General features: G+C 32.0%; 16 protein-coding genes. 1 reads left to right on the top strand and 15 read right to left on the bottom strand.

Annotation, left to right across the window (positions count from 1 at the left end):
• Positions 1-145: 145 nt before the first annotated feature.
• From VIM70_RS11430 to VIM70_RS11405, 6 genes are all read right to left on the bottom strand, one after another.
• Complete coding sequence (locus VIM70_RS11430) at positions 146-1,318, bottom strand: NADP-dependent malic enzyme (RefSeq protein ID WP_331945888.1); 1,173 nt, start codon at positions 1,316-1,318, stop codon at positions 146-148.
• A gap of 126 nt (positions 1,319-1,444) precedes the next feature.
• Positions 1,445-2,206 carry a hypothetical protein gene (locus VIM70_RS11425; protein ID WP_331945887.1) on the bottom strand — a complete coding sequence of 254 codons (762 nt, stop codon included), beginning with the start codon at positions 2,204-2,206 and terminating at the stop codon, positions 1,445-1,447.
• Positions 2,206-2,901: an ABC transporter ATP-binding protein gene (locus tag VIM70_RS11420; protein WP_331945886.1), complete on the bottom strand. Its 696-nt coding sequence runs from the start codon at positions 2,899-2,901 to the stop codon at positions 2,206-2,208. The genes VIM70_RS11425 and VIM70_RS11420 overlap by 1 nt, the downstream gene beginning before the upstream one ends.
• Complete coding sequence (locus VIM70_RS11415; protein ID WP_331945885.1) at positions 2,894-3,271, bottom strand: GntR family transcriptional regulator; 378 nt, start codon at positions 3,269-3,271, stop codon at positions 2,894-2,896. The genes VIM70_RS11420 and VIM70_RS11415 overlap by 8 nt, the downstream gene beginning before the upstream one ends.
• Before the next feature lie 106 nt (positions 3,272-3,377).
• Entirely contained in the window at positions 3,378-3,713 is a 336-nt protein-coding gene (locus tag VIM70_RS11410; RefSeq protein WP_331945884.1) for a branched-chain amino acid transporter permease, read from the bottom strand.
• Positions 3,703-4,422, bottom strand: a complete 720-nt coding sequence (locus tag VIM70_RS11405) for an AzlC family ABC transporter permease (protein ID WP_331945883.1) — start codon at positions 4,420-4,422, stop codon at positions 3,703-3,705. The genes VIM70_RS11410 and VIM70_RS11405 overlap by 11 nt, the downstream gene beginning before the upstream one ends.
• A 362-nt stretch (positions 4,423-4,784) precedes the next feature.
• On the opposite strand from VIM70_RS11405, the gene VIM70_RS11400 reads away from it, so the two are divergent.
• Positions 4,785-5,984, top strand: coding sequence for a hypothetical protein (locus tag VIM70_RS11400; protein ID WP_331945882.1), 1,200 nt, complete (start codon positions 4,785-4,787; stop codon positions 5,982-5,984).
• Between the two features lie 55 nt (positions 5,985-6,039).
• Here VIM70_RS11400 and VIM70_RS11395 read toward each other — a convergent pair whose 3' ends face one another.
• The 9 genes from VIM70_RS11395 to VIM70_RS11355 all read right to left on the bottom strand — a co-directional run bounded on the left by VIM70_RS11395 (position 6,040) and on the right by VIM70_RS11355 (position 15,856).
• Positions 6,040-7,287, bottom strand: a complete 1,248-nt coding sequence (locus VIM70_RS11395) for an MFS transporter (protein ID WP_331945881.1) — start codon at positions 7,285-7,287, stop codon at positions 6,040-6,042.
• A 229-nt stretch (positions 7,288-7,516) separates the two neighbouring features.
• The gene (locus VIM70_RS11390) at positions 7,517-8,239 is read right to left on the bottom strand and encodes a carbonic anhydrase (protein ID WP_331945880.1); all 723 of its coding nucleotides are present in this window, start codon (positions 8,237-8,239) and stop codon (positions 7,517-7,519) included.
• A gap of 156 nt (positions 8,240-8,395) precedes the next feature.
• A complete protein-coding gene (locus VIM70_RS11385) occupies positions 8,396-10,093 on the bottom strand; it encodes a [FeFe] hydrogenase, group A (RefSeq protein ID WP_331945879.1) in 1,698 nt (565 codons plus the stop codon).
• A gap of 4 nt (positions 10,094-10,097) precedes the next feature.
• A complete protein-coding gene (gene nuoF, locus VIM70_RS11380; protein ID WP_331945878.1) occupies positions 10,098-11,972 on the bottom strand; it encodes an NADH-quinone oxidoreductase subunit NuoF in 1,875 nt (624 codons plus the stop codon).
• A 1-nt stretch (position 11,973) separates the two neighbouring features.
• The gene (locus VIM70_RS11375; RefSeq protein ID WP_331945877.1) at positions 11,974-12,450 is read right to left on the bottom strand and encodes an NAD(P)H-dependent oxidoreductase subunit E; all 477 of its coding nucleotides are present in this window, start codon (positions 12,448-12,450) and stop codon (positions 11,974-11,976) included.
• A gap of 153 nt (positions 12,451-12,603) precedes the next feature.
• Positions 12,604-13,242 carry an ABC transporter permease gene (locus VIM70_RS11370; protein ID WP_331945876.1) on the bottom strand — a complete coding sequence of 213 codons (639 nt, stop codon included), beginning with the start codon at positions 13,240-13,242 and terminating at the stop codon, positions 12,604-12,606.
• A gap of 3 nt (positions 13,243-13,245) precedes the next feature.
• On the bottom strand, positions 13,246-14,214 hold the full coding sequence (locus tag VIM70_RS11365) for an ABC transporter ATP-binding protein (RefSeq protein ID WP_331945875.1): 969 nt from the start codon (positions 14,212-14,214) through the stop codon (positions 13,246-13,248).
• 31 nt (positions 14,215-14,245) lie between these two features.
• The gene (locus VIM70_RS11360) at positions 14,246-15,190 is read right to left on the bottom strand and encodes a glycine betaine ABC transporter substrate-binding protein (RefSeq protein ID WP_331945874.1); all 945 of its coding nucleotides are present in this window, start codon (positions 15,188-15,190) and stop codon (positions 14,246-14,248) included.
• Between the two features lie 27 nt (positions 15,191-15,217).
• Positions 15,218-15,856: an ABC transporter permease gene (locus tag VIM70_RS11355; protein WP_331945873.1), complete on the bottom strand. Its 639-nt coding sequence runs from the start codon at positions 15,854-15,856 to the stop codon at positions 15,218-15,220.
• Between the last annotated feature and the right edge of the window lie 69 nt (positions 15,857-15,925).

Below are 15,925 nucleotides of genomic sequence, written 5' to 3'. Positions count from 1 at the left end.
TCTTTTTGTGGTGTAAAAAATATAAAAACATTAAAAATCATCCCTCAAAGAGGTGATTTTTTAGTGTTCGCCCTAAAATAAATAAGAAAAAAAAGGCTATCTCTTAAAATGATTTTTTAATCATTTTGAGACAGCCCCTTTCCATTTATATTCTTGCTACACCTGTCTCTTTTGCGGTTTTTGCAATTGCCTCTGCTACTTTTTTTGCTACCCCTCTGTCTAAGGCACTTGGAATTACGTTATTTTCGTTTAAATCTTCATCTTTTATGTAATTTGCAATAGCATATGCTGCTGCAAGCTTCATTTCTTCATTTATTTCTTTTGCTCTCACATCTAAGGCACCTCTGAATAATCCAGGAAATACAAGCACATTATTCACTTGATTCGGAAAATCTGAACGTCCTGAGCCAACGACCTTTGCACCTGCTTTTTTAGCAATCTCCGGCATAATTTCTGGAACTGGGTTTGCCATTGCAAATACTATAGAATCTTTATTCATAGTTTTAATCATCTCAGGTGTTACTATTCCTGGAGCGGAAACTCCTATAAATACATCAGCACCTACGAATGCATCTTTTAAGCTTCCTTTTATATTGTCTGGATTAGTAATTTCTGCAAGGGCTGTTTTTGCATCATCGACTTTTTCCATTCCTCTGTAAAGTATTCCTACCTTATCACAGGCAATTAAATTTTTTACTCCTGAAGAAAGCAAAAGCTTTGATATTGCTGTTCCTGCCGAACCAGAACCATTTATAACAACTTTTAAATCCTCAAGTTTTTTTCCGACTACCTTAATGGCGTTAATGAGTCCTGCTAGAACTACAATAGCTGTCCCATGTTGATCATCGTGGAAAACTGGTATATCTAATAATTTTTTAAGCTTTTCTTCTATCTCAAAACATCTTGGAGCACTAATATCTTCTAAATTTATTCCACCAAAACCTGGGGAAATAAGTTGCACCGTTCGAACGATTTCATCTACATCTTTTGTGTCTAAGCAAATTGGAAAGGCATCTACATTAGCAAATTCTTTAAACAATATAGCCTTACCTTCCATAACTGGAAGTCCTGCTTTTGGTCCTATATCTCCAAGACCTAAAATAGCAGTGCCATCTGTAACCACTGCAACCATATTTCCTTTAGCAGTATACTTGTACACATTTTCTTCATTTTCATGAATTTTCCTACAAGGCTCTGCAACACCAGGTGTATATGCAAGTGCCAAATCGTCTTTTGTTTCTATTTTAATCTTTGATATTACCTCAATTTTACCTAAATGTTTTTCATGTAGTTTTAAACTTTCTTCAAAATAATTCATTTTATAGCTCTCCTCTTTGCCCACTAAATTTAAAAATTTCTTTTTTATATCCTTTACTAGTTAAACATGATAATGAGCCAAAAAATTTGGCTCATTATCATCATATTTTAAATCTTTAAAAATTTATTACAAATCTAATTTCCTATCTATTAGAAAAGAAGAACTTAAAAATAATCCAACAAAAATTATAATATTAAATAAAGTTTGAGCAATATTAATATTAAAGGCTCCACTTGAAGTGGATAAAGCCGTATCTAATGCATTATAATTTGTATTTATTGAAAAATCACTCAAATTTAATGTTTGAGGTAACAATGTTATAAGTTTAAATGACAACCAACTTATTAACATTGATAAAATTATGAAAATTATGAAAGTACCTACTTTGCCTATTTTTTTGCCTTTTAAGGCTACCTTCCCCATAATCATGCAAAAGTATATAATGGTTAAAGAAGAAACAATCATCCATATATAACTAATTAAATAATATATGGCTAAATTGAACTTAATATTTTTTAAAAAACCGCTAATTGATACTTCGTCAGTTATAGTCAAATAAGACATTAAAAAAGATACAACGACAACAATGGATATCTGAATTAATGAGGTTATAAGCCTTGATGTTAATATTGATTTTCCTGATTGTGGAAGTGTAAATAATAGATAACCTGAGTCATCATGTAAATACTTGCTCATGATTTTTAATGAAGATATAAATATTACTATTATAGCACCGATAATTAAGCACCCAGATAATCCGATCACTGTATTACTATCCCAAGAACCTTTCTTTGTCATAAGTAATAGGTTAGCAATTATAACCGTTGTGCAAATACCGACTATAGTCAAAAAAGTTGCTCTCAATTCATATTTTATAAGATTAAACATTACTTAAACACCTCCCTATACAATTCATCAATTGACATTTTCCTGTCCATTCGCAATTCTTCCGCATTACCCTTAAGTACTATTTCTCCATCTGAAATAAATGCTACTTCATCAAAAATTCGTTCAATATCATTTACAAGATGAGTCGTAATTATCATAGAACTTTCTGCGCTAAAGTTGTTAACTATAGCATTTAATATTTTTTCCCTGGCAGTAGGATCTACGCCACCAAGTGGTTCATCAAGTATATAAAGCTTTGCTTTTCTTGAGAGTACCAATGTAAGCTTTAATTTTTCCTTCATTCCTTTTGATAGGCTTTTCACAGAGCTATTTTCATCAAGGTTCATAAAGACAAGTAGTTCTTTTGCCTTTATTTCATCAAAATCGGAATAAAAATCTTTGAAATACCTCACTGCATCCTTTATTTTCATCCACTTTAGCAGATACTCATTATCAGGCAAATATGAAACTATAGACTTTGTATAAACACCAGGTATTTGACCATCTATTAGTATTTCTCCACTGGATTGGTGCAATATACCCGCTGCTATTTTTAAAAAAGTAGTTTTTCCACTGCCATTAGGTCCAAGAAGTCCTACAATTTTTCCTGAAATTATATTTAGATCTACCCCACGTAGGGCTTTTTTATTTAAATATGATTTACATATTTTCTTTGATTCTAGTATATTATCCATTTTGTTTTACCTCCATAGTTTCCTTAGAAACATATTTAATTATTTCGTTATTAGTAAATCCTAAACTTTTCATTCTAAATATAAATGACTCTATAACTTCCTTTGCCATTTCCCTTTTTAAATCATCTACCAAATCTTTTCCTTCCCCGACAAATGTTCCGGTACCTCTTTGTGTATAAACAATTCCAAGTCGTTCAAGCTCTTGATAGGATCGTTGAAGAGTATTTGGATTTACATTCAGATTCATTGCCATTTCTCGCATTGATGGCAATTTATCCTTTGATTTTAGCTTTCCTGTAACAATATCCATTTTTATAAGGTCTATTATTTGTAGATATATAGGCATTTTGTCATTAAATTCTATATCCATTATTTCATCTCCATTCAGAAAGTGCATCAACGTTCTAGTTCCTTATATAAATAGTACACTAGAACATCAGGAATGTCAATTTTTTAAAAAAATAAATTTAATGTGATTATACAAATATCAATTGAATTGCAATCATATATACAACTGTTCCACCTATTATACTGGCCAAATTATTACGCTTCCATATATGCAATATTGCTACTGTGGCAACTCCAATCACCTCAGGAATTCCAAAAGGGAATCTGGATAAAACAACATTCCTTAAGCAATAAATTATAAGCATAGCCATAACTGCAGGAGGTAAATAGTTTCCCAAATATACTATATATTTTGGCGTAGGCTTATTTTTCCCAAACAAAACGAAAGGTGCTACCCTTGTACCAAAGGTAACAACTGCCATAACTAATATTGCAATTAGAGTGTAATTAGTGTTAACATTCATTTTTAATACCAGCCTTATTTATTTTATGAGTTTTTCTAGCTATTTGTTTTTGAAATAAAACCAAAGCTACTGTTATCAATATCATAGAGGGTAAAATTAAATTATTAGCTCCAAATATTAAAAGTGATAAAATAGTTGCAGTAACACCAATTAGTACTGGAATATGATTTTTATAAGTATCCCACTGTTCTATAAAAATAACCACAAATAGTGCTGTCATTGCAAAATCAATCCCCTTTGTATTAAATGTAATTAGCGATCCTGCAATAGATCCAATAAGTGTACCAATTACCCAATAAATTTGATTTAACAATGTTATACAAAATAAAAACGAATTACGTTCAACACCCACTGGTGTTTTTGAAGAACATAATAGTGAATAGGTCTCATCAGTAAGGGAGAAAATCATATACATTTTTTTCTTTTCCATACCTTTAAATTCATCTATAAATGATAGTCCATAGAAAACATGTCTTATATTAACAAACAAAGTCATTAATGCTATTTCAAATAACCCTACCCCACTTGTTAATAAGTTAATCGCTATAAACTGCATAGACCCTGCATATACAAAAATGCTCATAAAAATCGCCCACAAGAAATTATACCCGGCTCTTTCAAATAGTAATCCAAAGGCTATTCCAACCGATATGTATCCAAGCATAACTGGAATTGTAACTGGAAATGCTGCTTTTATTGTTTTTTTCACATTAATACCCCTCTATCTGTTAAATATATTATATTTAAAATAAATAACTTCTTTACATTATAACCTATTATTGGTTCCCAACCTTTAAAATTTCCATTTATATCTCCACTTTTCTTATCACTATAACCATATTATACATCTCACATAGCCCACACTCCATGTCACCTAGCTTACAAATAAAAAAGTTATCTTATGATTTTGTAAGATAACAAGATATTAATTTCTCTGAATCGTTTGTGTATTCTTAGTGGTTATAATATAATATATTTAATTAAGACTATTAAAAAAAGTATAGATAAAAAGGAAGTGATTAATTTAGTGAGTTTGGTACTTTTGGTACTCAGGCATACTAAATATAATATATGAAAATTGTAGATGTGATAAATCAAATCAATAAGATAGGTTGCGATACTAAAGATAAAATTGCTCCTTTCCAAGTATTGAAAACCTTTAAAAGCGGAAGGTCTGAAGCCGGAGTATATATGGTTGAATACGGTACTGCAAACAAGGTAGGTATTTTAAAAGTAACTAAAAATAATGAAGGTAAAGTGTTTCAAAAGGCCTATGGACTGGCCTCAGGAAACAATATGCAAAAATATATTGCTAAACTTATATCTAGTTATAAAATTTTAGATAAAGCAAAAGCTACATTATATGTAAACTTGTATGATTTAGCTGGTGATGACATCTACAATAGTGAAACGTTTTTGGACAAGATATTAAATGAAGATGAACTTAAAGATACTATAATTTCAACAATAACTAAATTTTTATTTACTTGGAACAAAGAACATATTAAAAAATATATGTGTCCAATGGATATAGTTAAAAATGAACTTGCATATAGATATATGGATATTAAATATGTACAAGCTTTTGAATCAATAGGTGTAGACAAAAATATAAAATGGATATCTTTAGATGGAACGGATGTTTTACTTCCAAACCCATATTATTATTTTAATAATGAAAATATTTGGAATGGATTAACTGTTATGTGTCTTACTGCATTTGCGCACGGAGATTTTCAAGGTGATAATATTATAATAACTCAAGATAAGCCTGTTATAATTGATTTTTGTGATCTTATAGAAAATTGTAATGTTTTCCACGATCTTCGGTACCTTGAGTCCATTACACTTGGAGATTGTTTAGAAATTGATAAAGAAGCAGATAGAGAATTATGGAGTAAGGTATGTGAAAGTTTAAGTTTTGGAATAACTGACGTAGACCTTCCTCAAGGACGCGGAATGAGCCTTTTAAGACAACTTGTATCCAAGCTTCGTGAAAACGTAAAGTTAATTGTCTCTGATAGTCGTAACAGCTTATATGATCCTTCATTTCATTTAGCAGGCACAGCTTCTGGCTTAATTAATATGAGAAAATACACAAGTGTTAATAAAAAAAAGGCTGCTTTTATATATGCAGCATTTAATCTTAAAATGTTCCTAAAGGATGAGGCTGTTAATATGTTTGACCCCAAATTAGATTCGTGTTTAGTGTTTAATTGGGAAAACCCCAAAATGGGAAATAGCCTTGTTGTTTTAAATCCAACTAAATAATATTCTTTATAAAAATCACAGTAGTCAATTTATATTAAAAACTATAAACTGGCTACTAGACATCATCACGAACCTTCGTATTTGACACTCCGACACCTATATTTTTTTCACTCTTAATTTTGAGAATGTACATTCCTGCCGCCCCAAATATTCCTAAAAAGAAAACTAGTGGCCAAACAGCTTGAACTCCTAAAATATCCATGTATTTACCCATAAGTGAAGTCCCAAGTGCAGCTCCTATTGCAAAGCTTAATGATGTAACTGCATTAAATCTTGCTCTAAAATTTTGTGGAGTGTTGTTTGCTATATATACCCCAAAATTTGTAACAACCATAATTTCACCAATCGTCCAAATAAGCGTTGATAGAATATAGAAAGACATTGAATGGATAAATGTAATCATTCCGAACCCAATAGCATACAAGATTCCTGACATTGCTATAGCACTCAATGGATGCCAATTTCTTATTTTATTAGTCACAAAAATAGTCATAACAAGAACTGTTATAGCATTAAAACTTATAATAATTCCATAGTTTCTTGCGCCACTACTTCCAAAAACATGGTCAAGCATTATTGGTAATGAAAAAATATTTTGTGTATATGTAAAGCTCAGAAAAATATTAATGATAAGAAAAACAAGAATTTTAGGTCGTTTAAATAAAACTGTAAAAACGTTACCCACTTCACTTTTTTCTTCATCTTTAATAGAATCGTTATTACTATACTCTGGTAAACTCTCATTTATATTTAATAATACTAGAATCACAGCTATGAGTGAAGTAATTGCATCACCTATGAATATGAGAGGTATATAGTTACTAAATAAGAACCCCGCTATAAGTGGTCCTAATGCTGCTCCTAAATTTACTCCTAAATATGATATTGAAAACCCAATTTGTCTTTTCTCAGCTGGCAATACGTCTGTTATAATTGCAGTCATAATTGGACGAACTCCCCCATTAAAAAATGATGATATACAAACAAGTGTTATAATAATTTGTGGATTATTAAAAAATACGCAAAAAAACAAAAAAATTCCTGCGGTCAATTGAAAGACAGCATAAGTTTTTACTCGTCCAAGATGATCTGCAATTTGCCCTCCAGCAAAAGAACCTGGAATTGATGATAAGGCAGTAAGCATTACTGCAAATCCAGCACTCTCATAAGTAAGTCCCATTTTCTTAACTAAAAACAAAGTTAAAAACGGCAATACAAAATCACCAAACCGATTGGTAACTTGTGCTAAAAATACAATATAAATACTTTTTGGCAATCCTCTATAGGTATCAAAATACCTCAACTTTACCATTCCCTTCATTTAATTTTTTAATATTAATAGATATTTACATAGGTTTTTTATATTCCAAAACATTTATTATTAATTCTACATTTAAAGACATATACCTTTATTTATTGTATTAATATGGTTGATTCAAAACAACTGTTTCCACTTTTATATAAAGTATTGTTTGAAAACAAATAAAAAAAATTGCAATACCTAATCACTCATTAAGTACTACAACTTTATATTAATTGTTAAACCAAATAACCTTACCTGATTTTAGCATATATTTAGCTTCTACTATTTTTACATTACCCTTTTTTATTTCTTCTTTAATAATCTTAGATTTTTTTAACTCATCACTTGAATTAATAATATTTTCATTGGTAGCTTCTTCAATTAACTCTTTACCAAACAAATTCTTTGATTTAGCTTTTTGAACTGAAGGTTCTATCTTATTTATTATAGCTCCAATATTTCCATGTACTTTTTCCCCATTTTCTTTTACTGCTGCTTCAACAGCCCCACAATTTTCATGCCCCATTACAACTATAAGAGGTGTTTTTAAATGCGCCACTGCATATTCCACACTTCCCAATTCGATTTTATCAATTACATTTCCCGCTACTCGAATAACAAACAAATCACCAAGACCCTGATTAAAAATAAGTTCCGGCGGCACACGAGAATCAGAACAAGTAATAATTACTGCACAAGGATTCTGACCATTTACTAAAGATTTACGTTTTGAACTACTTAAATCAACTTGCAGAATCTTATCACTCTGAAACCTCTCATTACCAGCCTTTAGTAATTTTAAGCAATCATCATATTTTTTTATCCCTGATTGTTCATTCGTCTTAATAACATTAACAGTTGCACCAAATCCAATGCTGCTTCCAGATAAACCACTTAAAATACTCAATGTGACTATAGTTATAATTGAAATACGCAAAAATATTTTTTTCATAATTCCATCTCCTTATGTTATAGGCAAATTTTAAAGTATGATTTATTATTCGATTGATTTTGTTATCCTATACTATTTAATTCACAATGCATAATTATATCATTCAGCTAAAAAAAACCCATCCATGTATGGATAGGTTTAATCTCATTTTTTATATTAATTATGATCTTGTTGCTTATTGTAGTGTACATGTAATAACTCATGAACCCGGTCCTTTAAAATCCCTGAATATAATGAATCCATCAATGGATTATCATCTGTACGATTTACGCTATTCATTTTATCCGCCTTATATAGTCCAATGCCTCGTTTAGATTTCCCTTCAACTTTTGCAAACGGTTGACCTGCTCCACTAACGCATCCGCCGGGGCAAGCCATAACTTCTACAAAATCATAATGGACTTCACCAGATTTTATCTTTTTTATAATATTATCTGCATTCTTGAGACCACTTACTATAGCAAATTTTATAACGCGATCATCTACCTTAATACTGGCTTCTTTAGTGCCGTCCATGCCCCTAACACCATCAAAAGCCAGAGCGCGTAATATTGCAATGGGCTTATCACTTAAAACTTTACGTATAACAGCTTCAGTAACGCCACCAGTTACTCCAAATATAACTCCAGCTCCACTACTAATTTCAAATGGCATATCTAGTGCCTCAGGTTCTAATTCTGAAAACGCAATTCCCGATTCTTTTATCATATTAATAAGTTCTTGCGTTGTTACTACATAATCAACGTTAGGAACGCCATCCTTTTTTAGTTCCTCCCTATCAGCTTCGAACTTTTTTGCTGAACAAGGCATTATCGCTACGCTCACAAGTTTTTTATCATCATCTTTGTAATGTTCCTTTAAAACAGAAGCAAACATTTCCATAGGAGATCTGCAAGTAGAAACATTCTCCATCATCTCCGGATAAGTATTTTCAACGTACTTCACCCAGGCAGGACAACAAGATGAAAATAGAGGTAATTTTTCCTTATCCTTAAGTTTTGAAATAAATTCATTTGTTTCCTCTATAACCGTAAGATCCGCCCCGACTGAGGTATCAAATACCTTATCAAATCCCATTCTCCTTAGGGCTGTTACTATTTTGCCCATTGAATTTTCACCATCATCTTGTCCTAATTCCTTGTTTATTGCTACTCTTACTGCAGGTGCAATTTGAACTACAACCAAAGTACTCTTATCACTAAGATCTTTCCAAAGTTCATCTACAGTACTCTTTACTACAATAGCACCAGTTGGGCATACTGCCGCGCACTGACCACAACCAACGCAATTAGAGTCTCCAATAGGTTCATTAAAAGCAGTTGACACCGTCATTTTAGACCCTCTGCCAACAAAATCAATTGCCCCAACGTTTTGTACTTCAGCACATACTCGTACACAATCACCGCATAAAATACATTTGCTTGGATTTCTTACAATACATACGGATGAATCGTCTATTTCCTCTGTTTTTGCAGTATTTTCAAATCTTACCTTCTTTATTCCAAAACGTTTTGCTAGCTCTTGCAACTTACAACGAGTATTTTTCACACAACTTGTACAATCTCTGCAGTGATTTGCAAGTAATAACTCAAGAATATTTTTTCTATACTTTCTAAGCCTCGGAGTATTTGTATATATATCCATACCCGCTTTAGGAGGAGTAGAGCATGCAGCTTCAATGCCTCCACGTTTATTTTCTACCATACACATACGACAAGCGCCATAAACTGAAAGTTCCGAATAAAAGCATAATGTAGGCAATTCAATACCCATTTTTCTAACTAATTCAAGAATATTTTTCTCATCCTTTATTTCAACAGGAATATCGTCTATAGTCATAAACTGTCTATTCATTCTATTAGTCCTCCTTTATAGCTTTAAATGCACAGGCATCTATACAACTACCACATCTTATGCACTTATCATTATCAATTGAAAATGGCTCTTTAATTTTACCTGTGATTGCTCCAACTGGGCAAATTTTTGAACACTTTGAGCATCCCTTGCACATTTTTGGATCAATAAATATTGTCTTAAGCTTCTGACATGTTTTAGATGGACATTTTTTATCAACAATATGTGCTTCATACTCATCTCGGAAATTCTTAATAGTGCTGACAACTGGTAATGGTGCTGACTTGCCCAGCCCACATAGTGATGTTGAAGATATTGTATCTGCAAGTTCTAATAACATATCTATGTCGCCTAGCTTACCTTTTCCTGCAACTATCCCTTCAAGAATTTCAAGCATTCTCTTAGTACCTTCACGACAAGGAACACATTTACCACAAGACTCATTTCTTGTAAAGTTCATAAAGAATCTTGCAATCTCAACCATACAGGTATCCTCGTCCATAACTACAAGACCACCAGAACCTATCATCGCACCTGCATTTTTAAGTGAATCGAAATCTAGTGGCAAATCAAGATCTTCTGTTGTAAGACATCCACCAGATGGACCACCTATCTGAACAGCCTTAAACTTTTTGCCGTTTTTTATCCCTCCACCAATATCAAATATTATTTGTCTTAAGGTTGTACCCATTGGTACCTCAATAAGTCCTGTATTTTCAATATTTCCTGTTAAAGCAAACGCTTTTGTACCAGGGCTATTTTTAGTTCCAATTGACTTAAACCATTCTACGCCTTTATTAATTATTACTGGCACATTAGCAAAAGTTTCAACATTATTAAGTACTGTTGGCTTACCAAAAAGTCCTTGTTCAACAGTTCTTGGAGGTTTTACTCTTGGCATACCTCTTTTTCCTTCGATGGAGGCTGTTAACGCGCTACCCTCTCCACAGACAAATGCACCAGCACCTTTATTAATTTGAATATCAAAACTAAAGCTTGTCCCAAGAATATTTTCGCCTAAAATACCATATTCTTTTGCTTGTTTAATAGCATTGGAAAGTCTATTTACAGCAAGAGGATATTCTGCGCGAACATATAAAAAGCCTTTTTGTGCACCACAAGCGACAGCAGCAATTATCATTCCTTCAAGTACTCTATGAGGGTCTCCCTCCATTACACTCCTATCCATGAATGCTCCTGGGTCACCTTCATCACCATTACATACAATATATTTTATCTCTTCCTTTTGACGTCGCACCTGGTTCCATTTACTACCAGTAGGGAATCCACCGCCTCCACGACCTCTTAAATTCGACTCCGTTATTTGCTTAATAACCTCATCAGAACTCATATCAAATATCACTTTTTCGAGTGCAGAATATCCCCCTATAGCAATATATTCTTCTATTGAGGTTGCATCAATGTGTCCACAATGTTCAAGTGCAACCCTAGTTTGTTTTTTATAAAAAGAAATTTCTTCCTGTTTCCTAAATATTTGTCCTTTTTTAGTATATACAAGTCTATCAACACATTCATCTTTAGCAATAGTCTTGTCCACAATTTCTTCGCAATCCTCTACCTTTACTTTTAAGTATAAATATCCAAATGGTTCTATTCGTACTAGTGGACCCATTTCACAAAATCCATGACATCCGCTTTTTTTAACTCCAACAGTTTCATCATGGGGTTCTTTCTCAAGGCTTACTTCACAATTTATGCCTTTTGCTTTCATAATTCTTATTAATTCATCATAAACACCTAGGGATCCTCCTGCAATGCAACCAGTACCAGCACATATGATGATTTTCTTTTTTTCTTTTATAAAACTATTTTTATATATATTTCTTGCTTTAATTAGATCGTTTCTATTATGAAGCATATTATTTTTCCTCCTTAAGAGTATTTAGTAGCTCCATTGCTTTTTCTGGCGTCATAGCACCATGTACTTTATCATTAATAGTCATAGCTGGTGCAAGTCCACAGACGCCTAGGCAAGAAACCGTTTCCAAAGTAAACGTTAAATCATCTGTTGTAGTTTTAGTTTCCGAAAGTTCTAAATGTTTTCTTAACTTTTCTAATATAGGAATAGATTTTCTAACGTGACAAGCAGTACCATCACATATTTTTATTATAAACTTACCTTTAGGTTGTAATGAAAAGTTTTCATAAAAAGTTGCCACACTATATATTTTCGCCCTACTCATTCCGAGCTTCTCTGATAGATATGAGAATACCTCCTTCGGTAAATACCTATAGCACTCCTGGGTATCTTGCAATATTGCAATAATATTACTAGATTTAAACTCATGATCTTTTAATATATTATCGAGATTACTATAATCAAATGTTGTGCTCATTTTTATCCTCCTCCTAAATCTAAAAACCAAATATGTTTTACAAACAATCACCATTCTTTTTTTGTTATAAAATTAACAATCATAGTCATTATAGTTTTAACGCGATTATTTGTCAATAAATTCTGGAAAATATGATATTTCAATATATAAATATTAAACTTTATACTGACCATTAGCAATAAATCTAGCCGATTTTTCTAAATGCAATAATATTTGATTTGCACCCATTGCCAAACTTGTTGACATAATTGTTCCCCATAGTATTTTCGGCAGATAATTCATTCTAAGTCCATCAAACAAAATAACCCCTAATCCACCTGCGTTTATTACCGAAGCAATAGTAGCTATTGAAATGGTGGTTACTGTAGCAATTCTTACCCCTCCAAGTATTATTGGAAGGGCTAAAGGCAATTGTATTTTTATAAATAGCTGAGACGAATTAAAACCCATTCCCTTTCCTGCCTCAATAATTGCTGGGTCTATTGCTTTAAATGCTACAAAAATATTTCTAACAAGAATATACTGATTATAGATTACCAAAACGAAGATTGCTGTTCCTCTTCCAATCCCTAATATAGGTATTAATAATGCAAAGAACGCTAGACTTGGCACAGAATAAATTACACCCAAAAGAGATATAACAACCACAGATAAAACTTTTGACCTTAAAATTAAAAGTGAAACAGGAATTGCGATTAGTAGAGATATTAAAACACTTATTGATACAATTTCAAGGTGCTGTAGCATCAAAAGTAAGATGTTATCATAATTTCCAAATAAATACTTTATCATATGCTACCCCCTTATCTGCACCTGCTTTATTTTTAATTGCTCAAGTGTAATTTTGCCAACTACTTCATGATTGTCCTTTTCTACAATTAAATAATCGATATCCTCCTGAAGAAAATATGTTAATAAGTGCTTTAAATTATCATTTTCATTAACTTTTATGTCACCTTCTTTTATTTTCACATCAATTGGAATCATTACAGCACTTGCTCGTACAAACTTAAGCTTTTGTATAATATTCTCTGAAGAAACCAACCGCGTAACAAATTCATTAGCTGGATGAAATAATATATTTCGAGGAGTGTCAAACTGCTGTATTACACCTTTATCCATAATAATTACTTTCTCTCCTAATTTGAAAGCTTCATTTACATCATGAGTTACAAAAATAATTGTCTTATTAAGTTTCTTTTGAATCTTTAAAAGTTCATCCTGAAGATTTAATCTAGTTATAGAGTCTAATGCTCCAAACGGCTCATCCATTAGCATTACTTCAGGGTCAGCAGCCATTGCTCTTGCTATCCCTACCCTTTGCTGCTGACCTCCTGATAATTGCCTTGGATATCTTTTTTTGTAATCCTTAGAAGGAATTTTCACTAGATCCATTAGCTTGTCAACTCTTTGCTCTATATCCTCCTTATTCCATTTTAAAATATTTGGAACTGTAGCAATATTCTCCTCTACTGTCATATGAGGAAACAGTCCTATTTGTTGAATAACATATCCAATCTTTTGTCTATGTTTTTCTGCTGGAATTTTTTTTATATTTTCTCCAAAGAACATTATTTCCCCAGAGCTTAATTCGTGAATTCTGTTTATCATTTTCAGAAACGTAGTTTTTCCCGAACCTGAGGTTCCGAGTATTGTTATAAAACTACCTTCTTCTATGCTTACACTTACATTAGTTACAGCATATTGCTCCGAACTGGGAAATTTTTTACTTGCTTTTATAAATTCAATTGCTATCCTTTTCAAAAGCTAAACCTCCTTCCTTCATATATATTTTTTATTTTACAAATTCGTCATCAAAAAAATCCTTAGCTACACTCGTGTATTCTCTTTTATCTATATCTACTTCAGCATTCAATTTTATTATTGTTTTATTATCAATTTTACTTGTAACATTATTTAAAATTCCTCTTATGTCAGGGTTCTTTTCAAGAAGATCTTCATTTATAACTGGGGCTATATTGTATGGTGGCCATGCACATTTATCATCCTTAAGTACCACAAACTCATCTTTGCTTAATTGCCCTTCTGTTGTATATGCAACAGCAACATCTGCTTTATCATTGTGAAGTACATCATATTTAAGTCCATTATTATAGATCTTTTCGCTTTTGAATTTAAATTCCCCATAAGTCTTTATTAGTGATTGAAGTCCATCTGCTCTTTCATTAAATTCACCTTGAGATGCAAATCTTATTTTCCCTGCATTTTTTTGCAAATCAGTTATAGTGTGTATATTATATAAATCAGATGATTTTTTAGAAATTACAAGTCCCTGTCCATCATTCGCAGAAGAAGGTTCTAGCCAAATTAATTTGAATTTTTCTTTATACTTGGCTGAAACCAGATCATATACTTGTTTTGAATCAAACTTTGGTTCTTCCTTTAATATGGAAATTAGTGCAGTACCGGTATACTCTGGGTATAAATCAATATCTCCATTTATAAGGGTTGTATGAACCACTGCACTACTAAGATTAAATTTTCTTTCAACCTTGTAACCTGCTTTTTCTAAAGCCATTGAATAAACCTCCGCTAAAATCAACGATTCTGTAAAATCTTTAGAACCAACTTTTATTGTAGGTTTATTTTTAGCTTCGGCTGTCTTTGGATTCGCAACTGAATCAGTAGATACAATACTTTTTTTAGTACAGCCAGTTAGAACTGAAATCAATACGGTTAATAGAAAAACTACAACTAATCCCTTTATTCTTTTATTCATAACTATTCACTCTCCTAGTATAATTTTTTACTCTCTTTGATATTTTGTGATACTTTGCTGAACCGTAAATAACAACAATTCTGCTACTACAGAAAGTAGAGCAACTGATGCTCCCCCTATTATTAATATTCTAAAATCATTCATATTAAGTCCAGTAAAAATGAAATCCCCAAGCCCACCAGCTCCTATATATGAAGCTAAAGTAGCACTTGCAATCACTTCAACTGTAGAGGTTCTAACTCCTGTAATTATTAATGGCATTGATAGTGGAACTTCGATTTTAAGTAGCATTTTCCTTTTATCCATTCCCATTCCTTTTGCACTCTCGAGAACTGAAATATCAATGTTTTTTATTCCTAAATAAGTATTTATAAGTATCGGCGGTACTGCTAAAATAACAAGCGCCAGTAGTGCTGGAGTGAATCCTGTTCCAAGTATCGGCATAACTAGTACTAATATTGCAAGGCTTGGAATAACCCTAAAAAAATTAAATAAGTTCATTATCGGTTGAGATGCTTTTGTGAATCTGACACACAAAATGCCCAGTGGCACCGCTATTATAATACTTATCAAAACTGCTGTAACACTAATAGTTATATGTATCTCCACTGCTTCATAGTATTTATCAATATGTTTTAATAAATAATCAATAATCCCTGTAAGCATTTGAATTTCTCCTTTCTAAAAAAGAACTCTTCTTATAGATATCTACTTATAGTTTTTACAAACTTATCT

It is taken from the genome of Clostridium sp. (genome assembly GCF_036569345.1).
GTDB lineage: Bacteria > Bacillota > Clostridia > Clostridiales > Clostridiaceae > Clostridium_AD.
Note: the sequence above shows the minus strand (reverse complement) of the source record. Positions and strands in the feature narration are given on the sequence as shown.

What these genes read in the sequence shown, in the direction of transcription:
- VIM70_RS11430 (WP_331945888.1), bottom strand. Translation starts at nt 1,318, where the DNA reads ATGAATTATTTTGAAGAAAGTTTAAAACTACATGAAAAACATTTAGGT.
- VIM70_RS11425 (WP_331945887.1), bottom strand. Translation starts at nt 2,206, where the DNA reads ATGTTTAATCTTATAAAATATGAATTGAGAGCAACTTTTTTGACTATA.
- VIM70_RS11420 (WP_331945886.1), bottom strand. Translation starts at nt 2,901, where the DNA reads ATGGATAATATACTAGAATCAAAGAAAATATGTAAATCATATTTAAAT.
- VIM70_RS11415 (WP_331945885.1), bottom strand. Translation starts at nt 3,271, where the DNA reads ATGGATATAGAATTTAATGACAAAATGCCTATATATCTACAAATAATA.
- VIM70_RS11410 (WP_331945884.1), bottom strand. Translation starts at nt 3,713, where the DNA reads ATGAATGTTAACACTAATTACACTCTAATTGCAATATTAGTTATGGCA.
- VIM70_RS11400 (WP_331945882.1), top strand. Translation starts at nt 4,785, where the DNA reads ATGAAAATTGTAGATGTGATAAATCAAATCAATAAGATAGGTTGCGAT.
- VIM70_RS11390 (WP_331945880.1), bottom strand. Translation starts at nt 8,239, where the DNA reads ATGAAAAAAATATTTTTGCGTATTTCAATTATAACTATAGTCACATTG.
- VIM70_RS11385 (WP_331945879.1), bottom strand. Translation starts at nt 10,093, where the DNA reads ATGAATAGACAGTTTATGACTATAGACGATATTCCTGTTGAAATAAAG.
- nuoF (WP_331945878.1), bottom strand. Translation starts at nt 11,972, where the DNA reads ATGCTTCATAATAGAAACGATCTAATTAAAGCAAGAAATATATATAAA.
- VIM70_RS11375 (WP_331945877.1), bottom strand. Translation starts at nt 12,450, where the DNA reads ATGAGCACAACATTTGATTATAGTAATCTCGATAATATATTAAAAGAT.
- VIM70_RS11370 (WP_331945876.1), bottom strand. Translation starts at nt 13,242, where the DNA reads ATGATAAAGTATTTATTTGGAAATTATGATAACATCTTACTTTTGATG.
- VIM70_RS11360 (WP_331945874.1), bottom strand. Translation starts at nt 15,190, where the DNA reads ATGAATAAAAGAATAAAGGGATTAGTTGTAGTTTTTCTATTAACCGTA.
- VIM70_RS11355 (WP_331945873.1), bottom strand. Translation starts at nt 15,856, where the DNA reads ATGCTTACAGGGATTATTGATTATTTATTAAAACATATTGATAAATAC.